Genomic DNA, 20,496 nt, shown 5'->3' on the forward strand with positions numbered 1-20,496 from the left:
CCCACCGGATCGGATTGGGCGGCCACATTGCGCAGGCCCTCAGCCATGGCGCGGATGCGGGGTTCGTCCAGCATCAAACGGTCCATCATGGCGGGGCTCAGGCCCTTTTCTTCGCCGTAGACCTGATCTTCGGCATTGGCATCCATGATCGCCATGCGGTTTTCCCAGATCGCGTCGGCCGCGCTGATTAGGGCCGCGTATTTGCGCTCTGATCCGGCGGTGGCCAGCACGGTCGACGCGGCGCGTGCGTCCGCACCGATCCTGGCCATCATCGTGCTAATGTCTTGATCACCCATGCTCTTTTCCCCTTACAGCACCATGTCGTCACGGTGCACCAGTGCCGCGCGGCCTTCATAGCCGAGAATTTCCACAATCTCGGCCGAACGGCGCCCCATGATCTGGCGCGCCTCGGCACTGGTATACCGGATCAGGCCCTGGCCCAGTGTTACACCGGCAGTATCGACGATTGTCACCACCTCGCCGCGCCCGAAACTGCCGCTGATCTGCGTGACACCGGCAGGCAACAGGCTCTTGCCGTGGTGCAGCGCGTCCTGTGCGCCCGCGTCCACCATGACAGTGCCACGCGGTTTCATTGCCGAAATCCAGCGTTTGCGTGCCGCCTGCGGATCGGTTTGTGCGGCAAACCACGTGGCCCGTGCCCCGTGTTCCAGCTTGGCAAGCGGGTTCATCGCAGTGCCCAAGGCGATGGCCATGGCACAGCCCGCCTCGGTCGCGATGCGTGCGGCAATCAGTTTGGTGATCATCCCACCTTTGGACAGTCCCGACCCCACATCACCGGCCATTGCTTCAATCTCTGGCGTCAATTTGTCAACAAGATCAATGTGTTCTGCAGTACTATCAATCCTCGGGTTGGCGGTATAAAGCCCGTCCACATCCGACAAAAGCACCAGTTGATCGGCCCCGACTGTCACCGCAACCTGTGCCGCCAAACGGTCATTATCGCCATAGCGGATTTCGTCCGTCGCGATTGTGTCGTTCTCATTCACGATCGGGGTGACACCCAGACCAAGCATCGTTTCCATCGTTGCACGACTGTTGAGATATCGCCGGCGATCCTGTGAATCTTCAAGCGTGACAAGCACTTGTCCGGTGATAATGCCATGCGGCGTTAAGGCTTCTTCATAGGCGCGCGCCAGTCGGATCTGCCCGACAGCGGCGGCCGCCTGCGATTGTTCCAGCGCAAGCGAGGTCAGCGGCAGCCCCAAAATACCCCGCCCCAAGGCGATAGACCCCGACGACACAATGATAACATCGGTGCCGCGCGCACGTATGCGTGCAACATCCTCAGCCAGCGAGGTCAGCCAGTGCTGACGGAGCGCGCCCGTGGCCGCATCAACCAGCAACGCCGAGCCGATCTTGACCACAAGGCGCTTGGACGCGGTCAGGGTTGCCATGGCGCATCCTCGCCTTCGTCCTGCTCTTCTGCTTTGCGGTGGCGCAGGCGGTTGTCGTCAATCTCGGCCCGCAAGGCACGCAGCACTTCGGGGATACCTTCACCGGTGACACCGGACATCATCATGACAGGGCCCTTGGCGACAGCCGCGATCTCATCGCGCAGGAAGATACGCTCTTCTTCGTCAAGCGCGTCGATTTTATTCAGCACCGTGATGCGCGGCTTGTCGGCAAGCGCACCGCCATAGGCATCAAGCTCTTTGATGATCGTCGTCAGGTCGCCTGCCGGATCGCCCGAGGTGCCGTCAATCAGGTGTAGCAGCACTGCACAGCGTTCAACGTGGCCAAGGAACATATCACCCAGCCCCCGCCCCTCGCTTGCGCCTTCAATGAGGCCAGGAATATCGGCCACGACAAATTCGACCTCATCAATCCCGACAACGCCCAGATTGGGGATCAGCGTTGTGAAGGGATAGTCGGCAACTTTAGGCCGCGCGTTAGATGTAGCGGCAAGGAAAGTCGATTTGCCGGCATTGGGCATCCCCAAGAGCCCTACATCCGCGATCAGTTTCAGGCGTAGCCAGATCGTGCGCTCAATCGCCTCTTGGCCGGGGTTGGCGCGACGGGGCGCCTGGTTCGTTGCGGTTTTGAAACGCAGGTTGCCCCAGCCGCCATTGCCGCCTTTGGCAATCACGATCTTCTGGCCCACCTCGGTAAGGTCGGCGATCACCGTTTCCTCGTCTTCGTCAATGATCTCGGTGCCAACCGGCACCCGCAACACCTTGGTTTCACCGTCTTTGCCGGTCCGCTGGCTGCCCATACCGTGCTGGCCGTTGGTCGCAAAAAAGTGCTGCTGGTAGCGGAAATCGATCAGCGTGTTCAGGCCCTCAACCGCCTCAACCACCACATCACCGCCACGGCCGCCATCGCCGCCGTCAGGGCCGCCATATTCCATGAATTTCTCGCGCCGGAACGAGATACAGCCCGCGCCACCGGCACCGGAGCGGATATAGACCTTTGCAAGATCGAGAAACTTCATGTGTTTGGCCTTCCGAGGCTGTTCAGGAGCGCGATAAACTACTGCGCGGCAGTTCTCAAGCGGTCCCATGTGTCGCGGGACAAACGGAAGCTGTGCGTCAGGGTCGGCAGGCGCGACGGGCTTTGATCGTAGTAGGTGTGCCAATGGGTGAAGCCGCATTTGCGCAAGACAGCCGCAGAGCCCGCGTTGTCCACCCAAACCGTGGCTTTCAGCGCTGCGAAATTGTAGTCTTCAAATGCATGTGCGATCGCGTCGCGTGCAGCCTTGGTTGCGATCCCGCGCCCCTGCACATCAGGTGCGAACATATAGCCAAGCTCACCGCCGGTGACAGCCATCGTACCGATCAGGCGCCCTCCAAGACAGACGGCCCAGACAAAGCCGTCGCCCGCATAGGGTTTGCACCTGTTGCGGGTGAAGGCCTCTTGTGCGGGCCACGGCCAGCGGCCCAACTGGCGGACGATCGACCAGTCGGACGCCATGGCATGGAGTGCTGCGAAGTCACCCGCGTTCAATGCGCGATAGGTCAGATCAGGGGTCATAGGAGGCCTAGCTAGTGTCAGGCGATGGGAGGATGCCGCACCCAGACATCCGGTTTGCAAAGCGTCGGACGATCACGACCCCAGTTTGAGCGTATAAGTCCAAGTGGGCACAGTGGCCTTGCGCGACACGGAAAACGCTTCGGCGTCCCCCAGATAGTCAAAGCCGCAGTTGGTCAGCACGCGGGCCGAACCCGGGTTGTCCTGAAACACTTCGGCGAAAATCCGGTCGGACTGATGCGGGTTGGCCGCAATCAAGGTGCGCACGGCCTCGGTGGCAAAGCCGGTGTTCCAGAAAGCCGGTGCAATCCAGTAGAAAATCTCGGATTGGGCGCGGTCCATACGCGCAAGGCTGATCAGCCCCAGCGCCTCTGCATGGCCATAGGCAGAGCCATCAATGACCCAGACATCTTCGTCGCGATCAGGCTGGCTTGCGCGTTCGATCATCGCCTCAACCGATCCGGGGGGCAGCGGATGGGGCATGGCGCGGGTACCGCGCGCGACACGGTCATCGCTCGCATACATCGCGATCAGACCTGCGTCGGACTTGCGGCACGGGCGCAGCACGAACCGTGCGGCTTCTATGGTTTCCTGAACGGTAATCTCTTCATGTCTCATTGTTTCCCTCCCCGAAAACAACTGCATCTGCGCCACCGTCTAAATTTATTTGATGGCAGAAATATGAACAAAAAAAGGGACCGGTTTTCACCGATCCCTCCAATTGTATCTTTTGGAAATTTCGGCTTACTCAGCGGCCTCCGCCACTGGGAGAACCGAAATAAAGGTGCGGCCCTTAAGGCCTTTGTGGAACTTCACCGCGCCATCAACGGTTGCAAAGATCGTGTGATCCTTGCCCATGCCAACGCCCATGCCTGGCCACATCTTTGTGCCACGCTGACGCATGATGATGTTGCCGGGAACAACAGCTTCGCCGCCGTATTTCTTTACACCAAGACGACGACCAGCTGAGTCGCGTCCGTTACGGGATGAACCGCCTGCTTTTTTATGTGCCATTTGGTCTCTCCTTAGCCTTTTGCCAGCTCAACCGCTTGCGCGATCCAGCCTTCACGTTCGATACGGCCCTTGAACGACAGTTTCTCGTCCATAGCAGCCACATCAGCTTCCGTCCATGCTGCGATCTGGGCGAATGTGGTCACGCCAGCTTCATGCAGCTTTTTCTCAAGTGCCGGACCAACGCCAGACAGCTTTTTCAGGTCATCCGCGCCAGCAGCCGCTTTTGGCTCAGCTTTTGCTTTCGGCGCTGCCTTTGGCTTGTCAGCCTTGGGTGTTGATGCGCGCTCGGCCGCAGCTGCGGCCTTCTTGGATGTTGGCGCGCCATTTGCGCCCGTCACATGCGCGATACCCGCGCCGGAAACAGCCGCCATGACGCCAGACTTGTCGGCACCTTTTTCAAGGATCTCGGCGATGCGGACCAGTGTCAGTTGCTGACGGTGGCCTTTGGTGCGCTGGCTGCCGTGCTTACGACGACGCTTGACGAAGTTGATCGTCTTTTCGCCTTTGATCTGGTCGATGACTTCGGCTTGTACGCCTGCACCCTCAACAGTGGGTGTACCCACTGTGGAGCCGACCATAAGAATCTCGTTGAATTGAACTTTGTCGCCTGCTTTCGCTGCAAGCTTTTCGACACGAAGCACGTCGCCAGAGGCCACTTTGTACTGCTTGCCGCCGGTTTTGAGAACCGCAAACATATGTATTTCCTTTATCTTTCGCGTCGCTGAGGCCCCGGGTCGATCCGGCGTTTGGTACCTGTGGACAGCGCGCCCGTGGGCGAGTTTTCGCATATCACCCTGCAAATCCCTTGCAGAGTGGGCGCTATATCTGACCAATGCCCCCATAAGTCAACATAAAAAGAAGGATTAACCCCCATGCGCTGGCACGTTCTCGTGACCGTCCTGATATCGGCCTGCACGCAAGACGGCGGGCATCTTGGCAATCCGTTAATGTTACCTGTGACCGGGGCCAGCACCCTTTTTGACAATGCTGCCTATACGCAACGCCGTGGGACTGTCGAAGTCATCGTAAAATCCAACTTTGACGCGATCATCTCTGATATCGCCATCGGTGGTGGTCCTACTCTTACGGAAGCTATGGAGACCGCCGGTATTCCGCCACGCGACCGCCCTGCCCGCATCATTCAGCTACGTTCCAATCTGGGGCTTTATCAGTCCAATCCGGGCGCATTGGTGACGGCACTCATGGTCTATGGCGGCTAGAAACCAGCCAACAGGCTGTCCCGTTTGGCGACCAGATCCCAGAACGCCTTGGATTTCGCGATATCACCCGCCAGATCTGCAGGAATGCCGCGCGCGACCATGCGATCATAGAGCGTCTGCGGATAACCCGGTGTCACTGATGGCACGCTGACCATCGGATTGATATCGGCCGGAATGCCCCCCGCTTCCGCAGGACAGCCCCGTGTGGGGTTGCCATTGACCGTGCGCCCATCCGCTTCCAGCTTTACCACCGCCGCAAAATAGATCGTGCATTCCGCCGCGAGCAGTTCAGCCTGACGCGGATCATCCGCTGGCAAATCCGGCTGCGGGGCAATGGCTGCGGTCTGATCGCAGGCGGCCAGCAGGAAAAGAGCAAAGAAGGCGGGTTTGAAAGCAGGCAAGACGGGCTCCTATGTTCTATATTGCATGACCAGCATAACCTTCCGTCCGGCGATGCCAAGAGGCGCAGGTTAGAGTTCTTGCGAGAGCATAAAGCGTGACGAGGCCAGACCGAGCGCGCGCGAAATATCGTCGAACATCCCGTTAAACGCCTCAAAGAGCGCATTGGTCATGTCCTGCCCCGCGTCACTGCGTGAAAAGGCAAGATAGGCTTGCAGCTCATCGTCCGAGAGCGGCTGATAGGCCATCAAAAGAAAAGAATAGAGCCACTCAATCGTCTCGGCCCGCACGGTTGGTTCCTGCGCCCAGACATCCTGCAGGGCAGTTTCAAGCGTGACGCCAGATGGCAAAGCGCCGCCATCAATCAGCCCCGAGTAAAAGGCGTAGGAGGAATTGAGCGCCCCGATCACATTGGCCTCGATCAGATCGTTGGCATCGATAAAATCCTGCACCATTTGAAAACGGGGCGTTTCATCCATCATTGCAATTGCCGCGTTCTCTTTGCTGGCCTCTTCGACCGCGTCGTCAAGCAAAGCGCGGCGGGCACTGATCTCTAGCCCGACAATACGCGCCCCTTGCTCAGAGGTGAAAAACGCCAGCATCGCGTCGACATCATCGCCCTCAAGCGCCTCACCCAGAACACCGCGCACCTCTTCTGTCATCATGTCGACATCATAGATCGCCGAAACCGCCATTGACCATTCCGCAGACCGCCCACCAGGGAGCATATCGCTGGCCAGCGTCTCGCCATAGGCCAGCCCCTCTTCACGCATGATTTCGATCATCTGAGGCATGCCAAGCGCATCAAACAGCTGATCGACTGTATCGGCATCATTTTCCTGCGCCCAAAGCGGTGCGACAGTGAGGGTCGCGGCGAAAGCGAAGGGGGCTGCGAAGCGGAACATGCACATATCCTATCAATACAAAACCTGAAGGGAAAGTTATGCACCCTGACCGCTCTTTGCCAAGGCCCCCCACGGAAATGTCAGTTATCCGTGCTTTGGGTCTTGCACGGGCGCGCGCGCCACAGTAACACCCCGCCCTGACCCCCGCGGAGAGGTGCCGGAGTGGTCGAACGGGGCGGTCTCGAAAACCGTTGTGGGTGCAAGCCTACCCAGGGTTCGAATCCCTGTCTCTCCGCCACCCAATTCCTATAATATATTGATTTTAATATATAATAAAGGTTTTGGGCCATGTTGTCCCACCATAAGTTCCCCCAATAAAATTTTGGAATGCCAAGGAATGCGCTGGGCCGATATGTGATCATCAAGACGCCACCGTTCGAATAAAACTTGAGAGTCGGTGGAAGCAAATACTCATGACCACCTTGCAAGTTGCCTTTATTGAACCTCTATCCACTTGGACGGGACACCTCGCAAAATAAATTTAAGAGCAGATCGGCATGATCGGCCTCGACAGTTCTATACAGAGAGAAATTTTGGGGCAGTAATGCCATGACAGAATGACAGAACTGACAAAACCACTGACGAGACCTGTTAGCATTGACGAAAAGAGACTGATGATGCTGAAACAGCAGGGGCTAGGCGCTAGCACGATAATCGTTCTTCGGTAGCCGTCAGATTGCGGCCTCTTTGCCGAGAAATGGGTTCCGCGCAGGTCGTCATCGTTTGCATCGTTTGATGGATACCTGCTTCGTTCCCGAAGCCCTCGTGATCATTCAGGGCTAGAACTGGACATTTACTGCGTTCTGCGTGGTCAAAGACGGGCCAATAACCCGACCAGTCATCCTCGACGGTTGATAAATATCAATGCCAGGATGCACCTCGTTGGCACGGTGAGGGAGTTAGAAAAGACGTGCCAGGATCGAAAAACTTGTTTGACCTATACTGAGCAACGCCCTTTTGCACGTGAACGTAACAGAAAGAGCATGGAGCGATTATCATGAGTATGAAGGATGCATATGTGCAGAAACTGAAAGCACAGATGGACGCGTGGAACGCAGAGATCGACAAGCTCAAGGCCAAAGCCGATAGCGCACAAGCCGATGCCAAGATTGAGTACCTTGAACAGGTCGATAATCTCAGAAAAGAGCAACTGGAGGCCACGCAAAAGCTGAACGAACTTCAGAATGCTGGTGAGACAGCATGGGAAGATCTCAAAGCAGGTGTCGAAAACGCGTGGGATAGCTTGGAAAGTGCCCTGAAAAGGGCTGCATCTCGTTTCCAGTAATTTCAAACGGTACTAAACTTTGGGCTCGACGCAGCGCAACAACTTAGCGTCTTTGCAGTTGAAAAATACCGCAGGAGGGATCCTCGTAGGCTGGGCCAAAGGTCACGTTAGTTGCAGAAACTTGTAGTGCAGCTATGACCACGGATTTTGTGCCTTCCTGCCCAATATTGCGAATAGGTATCAAAAGATCCTGATACGGGGTATGAACATCAACGTAATAGGCTTATCACACAGTGCCCTAGACAAAGCGGTCTGCCGTAAGTTTGCCACCAGAAGAAAAGAATATACAACGGCTGCGCTCGGTCTTGGCTCGATGGAAACTACGCATCGGTCGTAACGTGCCACCTGGTGTCAGAGCCCCGATCGGCCTTATTCTGATTGTCGGGGGTATTTTTGGTTTCTTGCCAATTCTCGGCTTCTGGATGATCCCTTTGGGGATCGCCGTAATTGCCATGGACATTGCACCGATCGCTGCCGCTTTCCGCCGCTGGCTTGGCAAAGGCGGCTCCTGACAGTCTTGAAGCTTAGGGCCGGAACTATGACGCCTACGGGTGGATGCTACGTGAGAGGAGCCTATGGCCCGTTGCAGACCCTGACCCAATTTGCTTTTGCCGCGGTGCCGTTTTCAAGCTGCCGCCGTTCAAGAAGAGTTCGGCACCTCATCAAACCAAGTGTCTTCTGCTTTGTTAGCCGAGACCGCGCAATAACGTTAGCGAAGGCTCGCCTGTTGCGGGGAGACCGCGGCTTGATTGGTAAGCGCTGATGGCTTTGCGACTGTTCGGACCTATAACGCCGTCAGCCCCGTTTGTGTCAAAACCTGCAGCGGTCAGGCGTTCCTGCAGTGCTATTCGATCTTCCTTGGTCATCCCGTTTTCATCGGGCGGGAATTGTGTGCGCAATGGGCCAGCCCCGCTGATACGGTCTGCCAAGTGTCCCACACCGATCGCATATGCATCCGAATTATTATATCGCTTGATGACGCGGAAATTGCCTGTAACGGCAAAGCGCGGCCCGCCAGGTTGAGGTTGGATGACAGTGCCTGAAGACGTATCCGCATCGACCTCATCACCCCATCGGACCCCTGCGGTCCATCCGTTGCGCGCAAGGTATGCGGCTGTAGACGCCAGCGCATCGCTTGGATCCTCAGACCAGATGTCGCGGCGACCATCGCCCGTGAAGTCGACCGCAAAAGATTGATACGACGTGGGAATGAACTGCGTGTGACCCATTGCACCGGCCCAGCTGCCTGTCATGCGTTCCGCTGTGATATCGCCGGCTTGCAAGATCTTGAGAGCAGCAACAAGTTGCTGTTCGAAAAAAGCGCCACGCCGTCCATCATAGGCGAGCGTGGACGTTGCCGAAACGACAGGCACATCGCCGCGGCGTTCCCCATAAAAGCTCTCCAATCCCCAGATCGCTGCGATGATCGCTGCGTCCACGCCATATCTGTCTTCAAGTGCCGCGAGGGTGGGTCTGTGACGCGCGAATGCGGCCCGGCCTTTTGTGATCCGTTCATCAGAGGCGGCAATGGCGAGGTAGTCTTCTAAGCTGCGTTTAAATTCAGTCTGGTTGCGGTCGCGTGTCACAACACCTGGAAGATACCCCGTGTTGCGAAATCCGTATGCAATTATATCTGTCGATAACCCGTAACCGCCTGCGCGGCCACGGAATGAACTGACCCAAGCGTCATAATCTGCATTTGGCACAGGCCGAAGGTCCGCTGGTAGTCCCGCAACAACTGGGTCAGCAAAGCTTTGCGGAGCGGCGCGACTACACGCGGCTAGGCCAAAGGCTGCGATACCGATGCCGAAATGACGTCTTGTAGTTTTCATGTTCCCGCCTGCAGACTGCCTGTTTTTACGGGTACAGTAGAGGATCAGACTGAACACGCAAGCCTTGGAAACGGCTTGCCGGTCTCGCGCATTTGCACAGCGGCCGCGGTGTTGGAATTCAAAATTATGGTGGCGCATCATGCGACACTTTCTTAAAAAGTGTGTGCCAGACGAAGCCTTGCGTTGCGCAACGCGCTTCGAAATGCTTTGAGTTCTGAGATTTGGGAGAACACACATGAATATGCGCGTCGGCTATTTGCTCTCTGCTGTGCTGTTGCTCGGGGCCTGTGATGTTGAATCCGTTGGAACAAGGGGCACGGACCCGCGTTTCATCACAGAGCTACCTGAAGCTGTGACGGCTATCGCAGCTCCGTTTCAGAATCTCGAGGAGGTTGTGCTTTTGCCCGATGACAATTGCTTTTGGTACAACCATACCGGCCCAGTAGAGACGACACTTCTGCCGCTTCGCACGACCCAAGGGCGACCGATTTGTGTCGAACGGGCAGAGGCCGCCCCAGCGTGAGAACCGCGCGTTAACTGCGCGCGGTAATGCCATCTTCTGTAGGATAAAGCACAGCAGTTGATCCAGTCGCCACTTGGTCATAAAGCCCGATGATATGGGCCATGACCATGCGCACACAGCCAGAGCTTGCCCGCCCGCCAATCGACCGAGGTGACGGCGTGCCATGTATCCGCAGATAGGTGTCGCGATTGCCTTCATAGAGGTACAGCGCCCGTGACCCAAGGGGGTTGGACGGACCACCATCAACACCATCTTTGAAACGCTCGAAAGACGCAGGATCACGTTCGATCATCGCATCAGTTGGTCGCCATGTCGGCCACCGCACCTTGCGTCTGATATTGTAAGTTCCGGGCTCGTAGAGATTGCCGCGTGCAATCGCCACACCATAACGCATCGCCATGCCGTCATTTCGGATGTGGTAAAGATAACGCGCAATCGCATCGACATGAATATCGCCAGGTATCAGGCCGTCGTTTGCCTCAACCAGTGTTGGCAGAAAACGGGGATGTAACCCCCAAGGATTCGATGTGAACGGATCGTAGTTTTGTGGTGTCACGCGCGCATCCCAGCTGGCCCAGTTAGATCGGGGCGAAACGGGTGCACGCGGCGCGATGGGTTCAATCGGGGCCGTCTGCTCCTGTTCCAGCGCTACACCGGCAACGGGCTGTGAAAATAGAGCCGCCGTCGTGATGATGAAATGGCGTCGGTTGAACATGGTCAAACCTTCCTAAGCTTAAACACCGTGAAAACACACACCCTGCGTAAGCGAAAAACGAGTGTCAGCCAAGAGCACTATAAACCCACTTGGTCTGGACGCTCCATGACTACCCAAGACGATTAAGATTTACCACATCACAACAACGTCCCAGGCTGGGCTGGTTTTCTTAGCTATCGGCAGGACTACAAGCGTGTAAATTGGCGATTGGCTTTTGGTGTTCCCCATCGGATGCAGCCATTCTGAGCACCCCATTGTTGATATTGGGCGAAGTTCCCTTCACACGATTAGTGACGGAACAACCATATCCTCAGCTAAAGCCTCGGGGATCTGCTTTGCGTTTGAGATTCGGGATTTTGCTTAAATGGCTATGGAGCATTCGAGAATTGCTGAGCCGTGGTTTATAGGCCACGGAGTTCAGTGGACCAACAGACAACAAGCCGTCAGGACAATTCGGCGTTACAACCCCATCAGTCGAAGCCGACCGTTAAGCAGTTTCTTTAAGGCGATCCATCGTTAAATATGTGATTATTGCGCATGCTTTTCTCTGGAAATGCAGAAATTTTGGGCTCAGAATAGCCACTCGCCGCGCTTTGCGATGCGGTCCACTCTGGCTCAAACTGGAATTTCGCTGCGGCGTCTACGGACGACCGTTAGTCGACCGCAATATGAGCTACTTTGCTCCTATGGTATGAACAGTTTTTATGCGCGGCACAAAATCGTGGCCCAACAAATAAACAAGACAGAGCTACACCAAGACAGATGTTCAGCGGGACATCAAAAGCAGCCATCTATAACGGTTTCACATAAGTGACTATTTGTTGCTTAGAGGCGAAGGTCTGTGCAACTTCTGCCAGCGCTGAAACTGCAATCAGATTTGCATTTCGCAGCGATGGAACGAGGCCAATCGGCCCGCGCACGCGCTGAAGATCGCTGTCCGATACGCCCATTTCAGACAGATGCGCGAGTCGCGCCACCTGTGTTCGCTGGCTGCCAAGCGCACCAATAAACCCGGCAGGTGTGGCAAGCGCTGCAACGAGGAACGCCGGCTCCCAATCGTGATCGTGGAACAAAGTCAAAAGGCCACTGGTGGCGTCCAAGTTCAAAGCCTCGATACTACTACTGGACCAGACATGCTTCGGGGCGTCTTTGCAATAAGCTGCAACTACATCCAAATCGGCGAGGTCCGGGGAAAAACCGGTCACGTCAAAACCAATTGCATGGGCGATCTTTGCCGTCGCGCGAAAAATAGCGCCCCGTCCTGCGAGAGTCAGCGCAATTTTGGGTTGGTAAGATATCATAATCTCAAACTGTTCAGCGCACCGCGCACTCATTTTGGGGCGGAACGTGAGTATTGCTGACTTTCGCTCCAGTAGGGCGGCATAGGCATCCACAAGCGCACCTATGTCCGGTGAGGGATCAATCCAAACCGACAAAGCGCCACCACAGGGCAAGGTGAGATCGTGAAAAGGTGAGCCTTCACCATATTTCAACAACCGCGCCACGCCCGTTTCCAAACAGCCCATCGCATGCAAGAGAATGTCCTGATCGATGCACCCATTGGACATATAGCCTGTCATCTCGCCTGTATCGGAAACAACAGCCAATGACCCAAGATCACGCGCACTGCCGCCTTTGATCTCTACCGATGTTATGAGCGCAAAGCGCTGCCCCGTTCTGACGTAGGCCGAAACTTGCGCCAGAACGTCGACTGCGTGGTCTTGGTACGCAATCAGGTTAGGCAACTTGCTCTGCATCCAAAACTTCAGCAAAATTCTTGAAGAATTTAGCAGCGAGTTTTTTGGCTGTACTCTGGATCAGGCGGCTCCCCAGCTGAGCCAGCTTCCCACCGATCTCGGCTTTGGCATCATACGTCAAGATCGTTGTGTCTCCGTCGGCCACCAGCGTGACATCCGCCCCGCCTTTGGCGTGACCAGCCGTACCGCCGTTGCCTTGACCGGTCAAAGAGAACGCATCAGGTGCGCCGCTTTTGTCCAGTTGAACGTCTCCGCTGAAACGTGCCTTAACCGGTCCGACCTTGAGCACGATCTTTGCCTCAAGCTCTGTGTCAGAATGTTGGACCAGCTCTTCGCATCCCGGAATGCATTGCCGCAAAATCTCGGGATCATTTAGCGCGGCATAAACACGCTCCATTGGGGCGTTGATGATGATTTCGTCTTTGAGTTCCATGGTCGTACTTTCTTAACAGCAGGGAAATTTGATGGTGGCAAACAACTCGGCTTGCTCGGGCGTCATCGCCCATTTCTTACGCAGGGCGTTGAAGTAATTCCGTAATCTTCTCATGGTGTTGCTCCTTCGGGTGCTATTTTTTGAAACGCTGTAAAGGCCGCAGGCGTGTCGATGTCATTGAAAAAACCCGGTTGCGACATGGGGATGTGCTGTACCAAATCAGGGTTGGCGCGAGTGAATTTGGCGCAGCCGGGGTTTGTTTTATCCGCAAGCAACCCGCTGCGCATAGTTGTGGGTACGATAATCGGATTGCCCCGCAACTCTCCATGCAGAGGGATCGATATTTTTGCCGTATTCCCTGCCAGATGCGCCCTGATCAACGTCAGTAGATCTTCTGTCGTTAGCTGTGGTTGGTCACCCAGCCCGATCAGCAAATGTTCAGCGTCCGGGGCCTCAAACAGACCTGCACGTACAGAGAAGGGTTGGCCCATTTCGAAGTCTTCGTTGTGCACAAGTCGAACAGGCAGGCCGACCAGAGCCGCACCAATCCGCGTCGCTTCAAATCCGGTAACGACGCAGACCTCGCCATCAATCGCCTCGAGGTAGGTTTCGACAACATGCCGGATCATTGGCACACCGCCAATGGAAAGCAGCAGCTTGTTGCACTCTTCCATCCGGCGTGACAGGCCCCCCGCCAATATGATCGCCCCTACCCTATCCATTTTCGATAGCCTGCGCCAAGATTTGACGCTTCACTTGTGTGAGTTCAGCCAGGATCGAGAGCGCAATTTCAGCTGGGGTCACTGCCCCGATATTCAGCCCGGCAGGGGCATGAACAGTCGCAATCTGCGCCGCGTCAACGCCTGCCCCCACCAGCTTGTCAGACAAAACCGCGAACTTCTTCGCGCTACCGACGAACGCGACATACTCTGCAGTGTCGGCCAAGCCTGCCTTAAGTGCGGCCAAGTCGCCCTGTCCTTGTGTCGCAATCACCAAATACCGGCCGCGCCCGGGCAATCGGGCCGGCAAAGGCAAGTCCGATGCCGCCTCCGCCGCAGCCCATCCAAATAATGGTGCCAACTCCAACAGCTTTATGGCGACGGGAGATTGCCCAAAGACCAACAGATCAGGCTCTGGCAGATGTGGCTCTATGAAAATATCGATGGTGCCTTTGGACGGACAGCCGTTGCGTGCAAATCGGACACCATCCACATCGTCGCCCGCCTTCACGCCCTTTTCGGCCAAGCCTTCCTCTGGAGCGACTGAAATAAATTGCGGCTGACCGGTGGCGTAGGCGCGCAAAGTTGCCTCTTTGATCGCACCTTTTACGCATCCACCGCCGAGCCATCCGTCGAGGATTGTGCCATCTGCGCGCAATAGCGCCTTGGCCCCCGGCTTGGCTGCTGTCGTGCCGGCCGTACGCACAATCGTCGCGATGGCGAAGTAGTCTTCGCCTTCCTGCAGCCCGTGCTCCATGATCTGTTGGGGTGTCATAACCGCGCAAACTCCGCCTCAAGTCCGGCCAGATCTTCCAGCGTGTTAGCGGCGCGGAACAGATCAAGATGCGGCAAGGCCTCGGACATGGCGCGCGCGGTAGGTTCGTAGCCGTCCCATCCTTTGAGAGGATTCAGCCAGATAATCTTGCATCCGCGTTTTTTCAAACGGACGAGCGCATCTGAAATTCCATCCGGTGATGCGGTATCATAGCCGTCGGACAGGATCATCACGACGGTGCGGTTGTCGACAAACCTGCGGCCGTATGTGCCGGCAAATGTGTCCAAGCTCTCACCAATCTTTGATCCGCCAGCGAAGCCTTCAGCAAGCAAGGACAACCGGGCCAACGCTCGCAAAGGGTCTTTGTCGCGCAAAGCTTCGGTGATCCGCACCAAGCGTGTGTGAAAGAGATAGGCATCCGCACGCGGATCAGCCCGCATCAGCCCAGCCAAGAATGCGAGAAAGATGCGTGAATAGACCGTCATAGATCCAGAGACATCGCAAATGGCTGTTAAACGCAGCGTCCGATCCGGCCGTTGACGTTTGGGGAGCGCAAAGGGCTCACCTCCCGTCGCAAGGCTTTGCCGCATGACTTTGCGAAAATGGATCTGGTCACCTTTGCGCGCGGCTTTGCGGCGGCGTGATCTGCGATCACGCAGGGCAGCACCAAGGCGAATGGCAATCTTTTCCGCAGCCTCAATTTCTTTGGGGCATACCAGATCGCGCAGGTCTTTCTTGAAAAGGTTGGCCACATCAGTCGCAACCAACTTGCCTTCACCATCGCTTTCTGCCTCGCCTTCCCCGCCGTCTGGCGCGCTGATATCGCCTGCGCCGCCACTGATGTCTGCCTCAGCATCGACCTCCCGCAAGGAGTGAACATTTTCGCTCTCACTAGGTGTTGCTGTTGGTGTCACGCGGGTTTTAACCCGCCCGCCGTTCATCCAGAAGCTGTTGAAGAGGGCATCAAACTGCGCCGCCTCTTCGGCGCATCCTGTAAAGACGGATTTCAGCGCACGGCGTGCGTCTTGTGGGTTTGCAGCGTCGATATGGGTCATTGCGTCCAAGGCAATGGCGGTTTCGCCGACACCAAGACGCATGCCATTGTCGCGCAGATGTGCCACAAATCCAGCCATGCGTGCTGCTGGCCCCGGATCCCGCGCGGCAAATTTGGTTACAAGGCTCATGCCGCTTTTCCTGCAAGACGTTGGGCGATTTCTGTCGGGATCGCGTCACGGTCCAATTGCGTTTTCAGCAGGGTGGTCAGGGTCGCCTGCAAAGTTGCGGGGTCCTCGGTCAGATCAGCCACACCAAGTCCCATGAGGGCCGCAGCAAAATCCAGCATCTCGGCGATGCCCGGTTTCTTTTCAAGCTCTTGTTTGCGCAAGGCCTGTACAAAGCCCACGATCTGCGCGCACAGCCTGTCGGTGATATCTGGGTAACGCGTAACCAGAATGGCGAGTTCTGTCTCGTGATCAGGATAGGGGACATGCGCATACAGACAACGGCGGCGCAGCGCATCGCTCAGGTCACGGGTGCCATTGGCGGTCAGGATAACGATGGGGCGTGTTGTGGCAGTAATTGTACCCATCTCGGGGATTGTGATTTGAAATTCCGATAGGATTTCTAGCAAGTAAGCTTCAAACTCCTCATCTGCCCGGTCAATCTCGTCAATCAGCAGAACAGGTGCCTTGTGTTGACGGATCGCCTTGAGCAAGGGCCGTTCCAGCAAGAATTCATCCGAGAAGATGCGCGCCTCAACGCTCTTGCCCGTCTCACCATCCTCAGAGGCTGCACGGATCGCCAACAATTGTCGCTGATAATTCCATTCGTAAATTGCTTGGGACGCATCCAAACCTTCATAACACTGCAAACGGATCAATTGCGTTTCTTCGACAGCGGCCAGCACGCGTGCCACCTCGGTCTTACCGACGCCAGCGGCACCTTCAAGCAACAAGGGACGCCCCAGTGAGAGCGACAAATGCAGCGCCATCGCCAGATCACCAGAAGCAATATAGCCCTGATCAGCCATCGCTGATTGAAGCGTTTTCCAAGTCATAAGAATCCTCCCGGTGGAACGGGCCGCTTATTGCGGCCCGCATCCGGTTCTTTAGTCGTGCATGCCCAACTGGTTGGCAGTTTGCCAAATGCGCCAATGATCATGGGGCATATTGGTGTGACGGTTGCCAAACGGGCGGAACGCATCTTGCACCGCGTTCGAGAAGCAAGGTACGCCACCTACATGAGGGCTTTCGCCCACGCCCTTCGCCCCAATGGGGTGATGTGGGCTGGGTGTGACGGTGAAGTCCGTTTCATAGTTTGGCACTTCCCACGCAGTTGGCAGGAAGAAGTCCATCAACGTGCCTGTCTTGACGTTACCCATGTCATCATAGGAAATCTCTTGCCCCAAAGCGACGGCAAGGGCTTCGGTCAGGCCGCCGTGGATCTGGCCTTCGATCACCATCGGGTTGATCCGCGTCCCGCAGTCATCCAACGCATAGAAGCGGCGAATTTCAGGCACACCGGTATCAACATCAATGTCCATCACACAGACGTAGGCGCCAAACGGGTAGGTCATGTTCGGCGGATCGTAATAGCTGACCGCCTCCAGCCCCGGCTCTAGGCCCGGAATGGCTTGGTTGTAAGCGGCATAAGCGATCTCTTTCATGGTCTTGAACCGCTCAGGCGCGCCTTTGACAACAAACCGGTCAACATCGAATTCCACGTCATTGTCGTGGACCTCAAGCAGATAGGCCGCAATCATCTGTGCCTTTGCGCGGATCTTGCGTCCCGCCATCGCCGCGGCAGCACCCGCAACCGGCGTGGACCGGGAGCCGTAAGTGCCCAAACCGTAAGGTGCTGTGTCGGTATCGCCTTCTTCGATTGTGATACTTTCCGCAGAGAGGCCAATCTCGGTCGCAAGGATTTGTGCGAACGTCGTCGCATGCCCCTGCCCTTGCGAAATGGTGCCCAGCCGCGCAACCGCAGACCCGGTTGGGTGAATACGGATTTCGCAGCTATCGAACATGCCCATGCCTAGGATATCGCAGTTCTTGACAGGACCAGCGCCGACGATCTCGGTAAAGAACGACAGACCAATCCCCATGACTTTCCGAGTTTCGCCGCGCTTGAATGCTTCGACACGCTCGGCCTGCTCGGCACGTAGACCTTTATAATCAACCGCCTCCAACGCCTTGTCCCACGCGGTCTGGTAATCGCCAGAGTCGTATTCCCAGCCTAGTGCGGCCGTATAGGGGAACTGCTCCTTCTTGATAAAGTTGATCGACCGCAATTCGGCCGGGTCCATGTTCAACTCAATCGCGAGGACTTCGATCATCCGCTCGATGAAATAGACAGCTTCCGTGACACGGAACGAACAGCGATAGGAAACACCACCGGGTGCCTTGTTGGTGTAGACCCCGTCAACGCCCAGATAAGCAACCGGGATATCATAGGACCCCGTGCAGATGTTCATAAAGCCAGCCGGGAACTTCGTGGGGTCCGCGCAAGCGTCAAACGCACCATGGTCGGCGGTCACATGGCAGTGCAGCCCGGTGATCTTGCCTTCTTTGGTGGCACTGATTTTGCCCTTCATCCAATAGTCGCGGGCAAAGGCCGTGGACATCAGATTTTCCATCCGGTCTTCGACCCATTTCACTGGGACACCCGTGACGATGGACGCCACGATGGAGCAGACATAACCGGGATACACTCCGACCTTATTGCCGAAACCACCACCAATATCGGGTGAGACAACGCGAATGTTATGCTCTTCGATCCCAGACAACAAAGACGCAACCGTGCGCACCACATGCGGTGCTTGAAATGTGCCCCAAAGGGTCAGTTTGCCGTTCACCTTATCCATCGACGCGACAGAGCCGCATGTCTCGAGCGGGCATGGATGGGTGCGGTGGTAATACATTTCGGATTCGGCAACGATTTCGGCATTGTCGATGACCTGATTGGTCGCTTCTTCTTCACCTGCTTCCCACGTAAAGATGTGGTTGTGATGTTTGCGTGGACCGTGCGCACCGTTGGGGATGGAGCCGTCTTCCCCCACCAAATCCTCGCGCAGTACGACATCGGACTGCAAGGATTTGAAGGGATCAACGAGAACTTCTAGTTCTTCGTACTCCACTTCGACAAGTTCTACCGCATCAGCAGCAACATAGCGGTCTGAGGCAACAACAAAGGCGACCTCTTGGCCTTGGAACAGCACCTTGCCGTCGGCAAGCACCATCTGCTTGTCTCCAGCAAGTGTCGGCATCCAATGCAGGTTGAGTGGCTCAAGGTCTTTGGCTGTCAGAACCGCCGTGACACCGGGCAGTGCCATCGCCGCGTCGATGTTAATCGACTTGATCCGTGCATGCGCATAGGGAGAGCGCACGAAATCACCGTGCAGCATGCCCGGCAGTTTGATGTCGTCGACATAGTTGCCCTTGCCCTGAGTAAAGCGTGCATCTTCAACCCGCTTGCGCGAACAGCCCATGCCTTTCAGGCCGGCGACCCGTTCTTCGCGTGTGACTTCGTCCTTCATTGTGCCGCCTCCTTGGCTGCATTCAGTTCAGACGCTGCTGACAGAATGGATTTTACGATGTTCTGGTATCCAGTGCAGCGGCAGATGTTGCCAGCGATTCCAAAGCGGACCTCTTCCTCGGTCGGGTTCGGATTTTCCTCAAGCAACTTAGCCGCGCGCGTGATCATGCCTGGCGTACAGAAACCACATTGCAGGCCGTGGTGTTCTTTGAAGTTTTCCTGCAGGACATGAAGCGCATCCGGGCTGCCAAGTCCTTCGATTGTTGTAACTTCAGCGCCATTGGCCTGGGCGACAAAGACAGTGCATGATTTCACCGACTTGCCGTTCATCGTTACCGTGCAGGCACCACAGTGTGATGTCTCACAGCCAACGTGCGGTCCCGTGATGTTCAGCTTCTCGCGCAGCGCATAAATGAGCAGTTCACGCGGTTCGGCAAGGAATTCATGATCCTCACCATTCACATTCAGTTTCACGTGCATCTTGTTCGACATTGTAAATCCCTCCCTAAGCCCGTGACCAAGCGCGCGCGATGGCGCGGCCAAGAACGATGCCCGCGACATGGCGTTTGAAAGCAACCGGGCCGCGGTTGTCTTCTGTTGGATCGATATCGCCAAGCATGGCTTTCACAGCGGCCTTGACCGCTGCCTCGTCGCAAGCGCTTCCGAGCAAGGCATCACCTGCAGCTTCGGACCAGATCGGTGTGTCACTGAGGTTCGTCATCGCGATCGACGCCGCCGCCACTTTTCCGTCCGTTTTGCTGATCTGCACAGCGGCGGCAGCAGTGGCATAGTCACCAATTTTCCGCTTTTGCTTCTCATAGGCATAGCCGCCCTGTGGTGCTGCAAAGGTCACAGCAGTCAGGACCTCTTCGTCCTCACGATCGGTCATGTAGGCCGCCTCGTAAAAATCCCGCGCGTCGACAGACCGATCCCCGTCTGGACCCGTCAGGTGGAACTGTGCATCAAGGCATTGCATCAAACCGGGCATGTCATTGCCGGGGTCGCCGTTGGCCACGTTCCCACCAACAGTGCCCATATACCGGACCTGTGGATCGGCGATTTGCAGTGCGGCCTCTTTCATGATCGGCGCGACGTCGGCGAGCGGTGCAGAGTTAATGATATCGTGCTGTGTGGTCATCGCGCCGATACGGATCTCTCCGTCTGCAACGGTAATCTCACTCAGTCCCGGGATTCCCTGAAGATCGATCAGGTGCGGCACCTCTGCCATCCTCAGCTTCATCATGGGTATCAGACTGTGCCCGCCTGCGATGACGCGCGCATCGTCGCCATGCTCTTGAAGCAAGGCGATGACGCCCGCCATGTCTGTCGGCCTGTAGTACTCAAACGCCGCTGGTATCATTGCTTCTCCTCCCGATCCGCAGATGTATGTTAGATCAG

23 protein-coding genes, 1 tRNA gene and 1 pseudogene are annotated in these 20,496 nt (G+C 56.3%); 5 read left to right on the forward strand and 20 right to left on the reverse strand.

The window, feature by feature from the left end:
* From proA to VGP75_RS19335, 7 genes and pseudogenes are all read right to left on the reverse strand, one after another.
* Nucleotides 1-296: pseudogene (gene proA, locus VGP75_RS19305) on the reverse strand (glutamate-5-semialdehyde dehydrogenase); the annotation flags it as partial.
* Nucleotides 297-308: 12 nt separating this feature from the next.
* Entirely contained in the window at nt 309-1,415 is a 1,107-nt protein-coding gene (proB, locus tag VGP75_RS19310; protein ID WP_327545199.1) for a glutamate 5-kinase, read from the reverse strand.
* Nucleotides 1,403-2,452, reverse strand: a complete 1,050-nt coding sequence (gene obgE / locus VGP75_RS19315; protein WP_327545200.1) for a GTPase ObgE — start codon at nt 2,450-2,452, stop codon at nt 1,403-1,405. Before obgE ends, proB begins: the two co-directional genes overlap by 13 nt.
* 38 nt (nt 2,453-2,490) lie before the next feature.
* The gene (locus VGP75_RS19320) at nt 2,491-2,991 is read right to left on the reverse strand and encodes a GNAT family N-acetyltransferase (RefSeq protein WP_327545201.1); all 501 of its coding nucleotides are present in this window, start codon (nt 2,989-2,991) and stop codon (nt 2,491-2,493) included.
* Nucleotides 2,992-3,063: 72 nt separating this feature from the next.
* Nucleotides 3,064-3,606: a GNAT family N-acetyltransferase gene (locus tag VGP75_RS19325; protein ID WP_110278855.1), complete on the reverse strand. Its 543-nt coding sequence runs from the start codon at nt 3,604-3,606 to the stop codon at nt 3,064-3,066.
* 126 nt (nt 3,607-3,732) lie between these two features.
* A complete protein-coding gene (gene rpmA / locus VGP75_RS19330) occupies nt 3,733-4,002 on the reverse strand; it encodes a 50S ribosomal protein L27 (RefSeq protein ID WP_055292758.1) in 270 nt (89 codons plus the stop codon).
* 11 nt (nt 4,003-4,013) lie between these two features.
* Nucleotides 4,014-4,697: a 50S ribosomal protein L21 gene (locus VGP75_RS19335; protein WP_327545202.1), complete on the reverse strand. Its 684-nt coding sequence runs from the start codon at nt 4,695-4,697 to the stop codon at nt 4,014-4,016.
* A gap of 177 nt (nt 4,698-4,874) precedes the next feature.
* Between VGP75_RS19335 and VGP75_RS19340 the strand changes: the two genes are divergently transcribed.
* Complete coding sequence (locus tag VGP75_RS19340; RefSeq protein ID WP_327545203.1) at nt 4,875-5,222, forward strand: hypothetical protein; 348 nt, start codon at nt 4,875-4,877, stop codon at nt 5,220-5,222.
* On the opposite strand, the gene VGP75_RS19345 is transcribed toward VGP75_RS19340, so the two are convergent.
* Both VGP75_RS19345 and VGP75_RS19350 read right to left on the reverse strand, forming a co-directional pair.
* Nucleotides 5,219-5,623, reverse strand: a complete 405-nt coding sequence (locus VGP75_RS19345; protein ID WP_327545204.1) for a hypothetical protein — start codon at nt 5,621-5,623, stop codon at nt 5,219-5,221. The two genes, VGP75_RS19340 and VGP75_RS19345, sit on opposite strands and share 4 nt — an antisense overlap.
* A 69-nt stretch (nt 5,624-5,692) precedes the next feature.
* On the reverse strand, nt 5,693-6,526 hold the full coding sequence (locus tag VGP75_RS19350; RefSeq protein ID WP_327545205.1) for a DUF2059 domain-containing protein: 834 nt from the start codon (nt 6,524-6,526) through the stop codon (nt 5,693-5,695).
* 148 nt (nt 6,527-6,674) lie between these two features.
* On the opposite strand from VGP75_RS19350, the gene VGP75_RS19355 reads away from it, so the two are divergent.
* From VGP75_RS19355 to VGP75_RS19365, 3 genes are all read left to right on the forward strand, one after another.
* Nucleotides 6,675-6,764, forward strand: a tRNA-Ser gene (locus VGP75_RS19355).
* A 759-nt stretch (nt 6,765-7,523) separates the two neighbouring features.
* Nucleotides 7,524-7,811, forward strand: coding sequence for a sll1863 family stress response protein (locus VGP75_RS19360; RefSeq protein WP_327545206.1), 288 nt, complete (start codon nt 7,524-7,526; stop codon nt 7,809-7,811).
* Nucleotides 7,812-8,149: 338 nt separating this feature from the next.
* Nucleotides 8,150-8,323, forward strand: a complete 174-nt coding sequence (locus VGP75_RS19365; protein WP_327545207.1) for a hypothetical protein — start codon at nt 8,150-8,152, stop codon at nt 8,321-8,323.
* A gap of 174 nt (nt 8,324-8,497) precedes the next feature.
* Here the strand turns inward: VGP75_RS19365 and VGP75_RS19370 are convergent, their stop codons facing one another.
* Nucleotides 8,498-9,643 (reverse strand): lytic murein transglycosylase, encoded by a 1,146-nt coding sequence (locus VGP75_RS19370; RefSeq protein ID WP_327545208.1) that lies wholly within the window; start codon nt 9,641-9,643, stop codon nt 8,498-8,500.
* Nucleotides 9,644-9,878: 235 nt separating this feature from the next.
* On the opposite strand from VGP75_RS19370, the gene VGP75_RS19375 reads away from it, so the two are divergent.
* Nucleotides 9,879-10,166 (forward strand): hypothetical protein, encoded by a 288-nt coding sequence (locus VGP75_RS19375; protein WP_327545209.1) that lies wholly within the window; start codon nt 9,879-9,881, stop codon nt 10,164-10,166.
* 10 nt (nt 10,167-10,176) lie between these two features.
* Here VGP75_RS19375 and VGP75_RS19380 read toward each other — a convergent pair whose 3' ends face one another.
* The 10 genes from VGP75_RS19380 to VGP75_RS19425 form a co-directional block, all read right to left on the reverse strand.
* Nucleotides 10,177-10,881 (reverse strand): L,D-transpeptidase, encoded by a 705-nt coding sequence (locus VGP75_RS19380; RefSeq protein ID WP_327545210.1) that lies wholly within the window; start codon nt 10,879-10,881, stop codon nt 10,177-10,179.
* A 791-nt stretch (nt 10,882-11,672) separates the two neighbouring features.
* Nucleotides 11,673-12,653: an XdhC family protein gene (locus tag VGP75_RS19385; RefSeq protein WP_327545211.1), complete on the reverse strand. Its 981-nt coding sequence runs from the start codon at nt 12,651-12,653 to the stop codon at nt 11,673-11,675.
* Entirely contained in the window at nt 12,619-13,071 is a 453-nt protein-coding gene (locus VGP75_RS19390; protein WP_327545212.1) for an SRPBCC family protein, read from the reverse strand. Before VGP75_RS19390 ends, VGP75_RS19385 begins: the two co-directional genes overlap by 35 nt.
* 110 nt (nt 13,072-13,181) lie before the next feature.
* Nucleotides 13,182-13,793: a nucleotidyltransferase family protein gene (locus tag VGP75_RS19395; protein ID WP_327545213.1), complete on the reverse strand. Its 612-nt coding sequence runs from the start codon at nt 13,791-13,793 to the stop codon at nt 13,182-13,184.
* Nucleotides 13,786-14,565 (reverse strand): XdhC family protein, encoded by a 780-nt coding sequence (locus VGP75_RS19400; RefSeq protein ID WP_327545214.1) that lies wholly within the window; start codon nt 14,563-14,565, stop codon nt 13,786-13,788. The genes VGP75_RS19395 and VGP75_RS19400 overlap by 8 nt, the downstream gene beginning before the upstream one ends.
* Complete coding sequence (locus tag VGP75_RS19405; RefSeq protein ID WP_327545215.1) at nt 14,562-15,749, reverse strand: vWA domain-containing protein; 1,188 nt, start codon at nt 15,747-15,749, stop codon at nt 14,562-14,564. Before VGP75_RS19405 ends, VGP75_RS19400 begins: the two co-directional genes overlap by 4 nt.
* On the reverse strand, nt 15,746-16,621 hold the full coding sequence (locus VGP75_RS19410; RefSeq protein WP_327545216.1) for an AAA family ATPase: 876 nt from the start codon (nt 16,619-16,621) through the stop codon (nt 15,746-15,748). The genes VGP75_RS19405 and VGP75_RS19410 overlap by 4 nt, the downstream gene beginning before the upstream one ends.
* A gap of 51 nt (nt 16,622-16,672) precedes the next feature.
* A complete protein-coding gene (locus tag VGP75_RS19415; RefSeq protein ID WP_327545217.1) occupies nt 16,673-19,099 on the reverse strand; it encodes an aerobic carbon-monoxide dehydrogenase large subunit in 2,427 nt (808 codons plus the stop codon).
* Nucleotides 19,096-19,590: a (2Fe-2S)-binding protein gene (locus VGP75_RS19420; protein ID WP_013961671.1), complete on the reverse strand. Its 495-nt coding sequence runs from the start codon at nt 19,588-19,590 to the stop codon at nt 19,096-19,098. Before VGP75_RS19420 ends, VGP75_RS19415 begins: the two co-directional genes overlap by 4 nt.
* Before the next feature lie 13 nt (nt 19,591-19,603).
* Nucleotides 19,604-20,458: an FAD binding domain-containing protein gene (locus VGP75_RS19425; protein WP_327545218.1), complete on the reverse strand. Its 855-nt coding sequence runs from the start codon at nt 20,456-20,458 to the stop codon at nt 19,604-19,606.
* Nucleotides 20,459-20,496: the final 38 nt, after the last annotated feature.

The organism is Yoonia sp., from assembly GCF_036007805.1.
Taxonomy (GTDB): Bacteria; Pseudomonadota; Alphaproteobacteria; order Rhodobacterales; family Rhodobacteraceae; genus Yoonia.

Coding starts and splice junctions, on each gene's coding strand:
- VGP75_RS19370 (WP_327545208.1), bottom strand. CDS start 9,643: ATGAAAACTACAAGACGTCATTTCGGCATCGGTATCGCAGCCTTTGGC.
- VGP75_RS19395 (WP_327545213.1), bottom strand. CDS start 13,793: ATGGATAGGGTAGGGGCGATCATATTGGCGGGGGGCCTGTCACGCCGG.
- VGP75_RS19325 (WP_110278855.1), bottom strand. CDS start 3,606: ATGAGACATGAAGAGATTACCGTTCAGGAAACCATAGAAGCCGCACGG.
- VGP75_RS19390 (WP_327545212.1), bottom strand. CDS start 13,071: ATGGAACTCAAAGACGAAATCATCATCAACGCCCCAATGGAGCGTGTT.
- VGP75_RS19405 (WP_327545215.1), bottom strand. CDS start 15,749: ATGAGCCTTGTAACCAAATTTGCCGCGCGGGATCCGGGGCCAGCAGCA.
- VGP75_RS19320 (WP_327545201.1), bottom strand. CDS start 2,991: ATGACCCCTGATCTGACCTATCGCGCATTGAACGCGGGTGACTTCGCA.
- VGP75_RS19375 (WP_327545209.1), top strand. CDS start 9,879: ATGAATATGCGCGTCGGCTATTTGCTCTCTGCTGTGCTGTTGCTCGGG.
- VGP75_RS19400 (WP_327545214.1), bottom strand. CDS start 14,565: ATGACACCCCAACAGATCATGGAGCACGGGCTGCAGGAAGGCGAAGAC.
- VGP75_RS19350 (WP_327545205.1), bottom strand. CDS start 6,526: ATGTTCCGCTTCGCAGCCCCCTTCGCTTTCGCCGCGACCCTCACTGTC.
- VGP75_RS19420 (WP_013961671.1), bottom strand. CDS start 19,590: ATGTCGAACAAGATGCACGTGAAACTGAATGTGAATGGTGAGGATCAT.
- VGP75_RS19410 (WP_327545216.1), bottom strand. CDS start 16,621: ATGACTTGGAAAACGCTTCAATCAGCGATGGCTGATCAGGGCTATATT.
- VGP75_RS19340 (WP_327545203.1), top strand. CDS start 4,875: ATGCGCTGGCACGTTCTCGTGACCGTCCTGATATCGGCCTGCACGCAA.
- rpmA (WP_055292758.1), bottom strand. CDS start 4,002: ATGGCACATAAAAAAGCAGGCGGTTCATCCCGTAACGGACGCGACTCA.
- VGP75_RS19380 (WP_327545210.1), bottom strand. CDS start 10,881: ATGTTCAACCGACGCCATTTCATCATCACGACGGCGGCTCTATTTTCA.
- VGP75_RS19415 (WP_327545217.1), bottom strand. CDS start 19,099: ATGAAGGACGAAGTCACACGCGAAGAACGGGTCGCCGGCCTGAAAGGC.
- VGP75_RS19335 (WP_327545202.1), bottom strand. CDS start 4,697: ATGTTTGCGGTTCTCAAAACCGGCGGCAAGCAGTACAAAGTGGCCTCT.
- VGP75_RS19425 (WP_327545218.1), bottom strand. CDS start 20,458: ATGATACCAGCGGCGTTTGAGTACTACAGGCCGACAGACATGGCGGGC.
- VGP75_RS19360 (WP_327545206.1), top strand. CDS start 7,524: ATGAGTATGAAGGATGCATATGTGCAGAAACTGAAAGCACAGATGGAC.
- obgE (WP_327545200.1), bottom strand. CDS start 2,452: ATGAAGTTTCTCGATCTTGCAAAGGTCTATATCCGCTCCGGTGCCGGT.
- proB (WP_327545199.1), bottom strand. CDS start 1,415: ATGGCAACCCTGACCGCGTCCAAGCGCCTTGTGGTCAAGATCGGCTCG.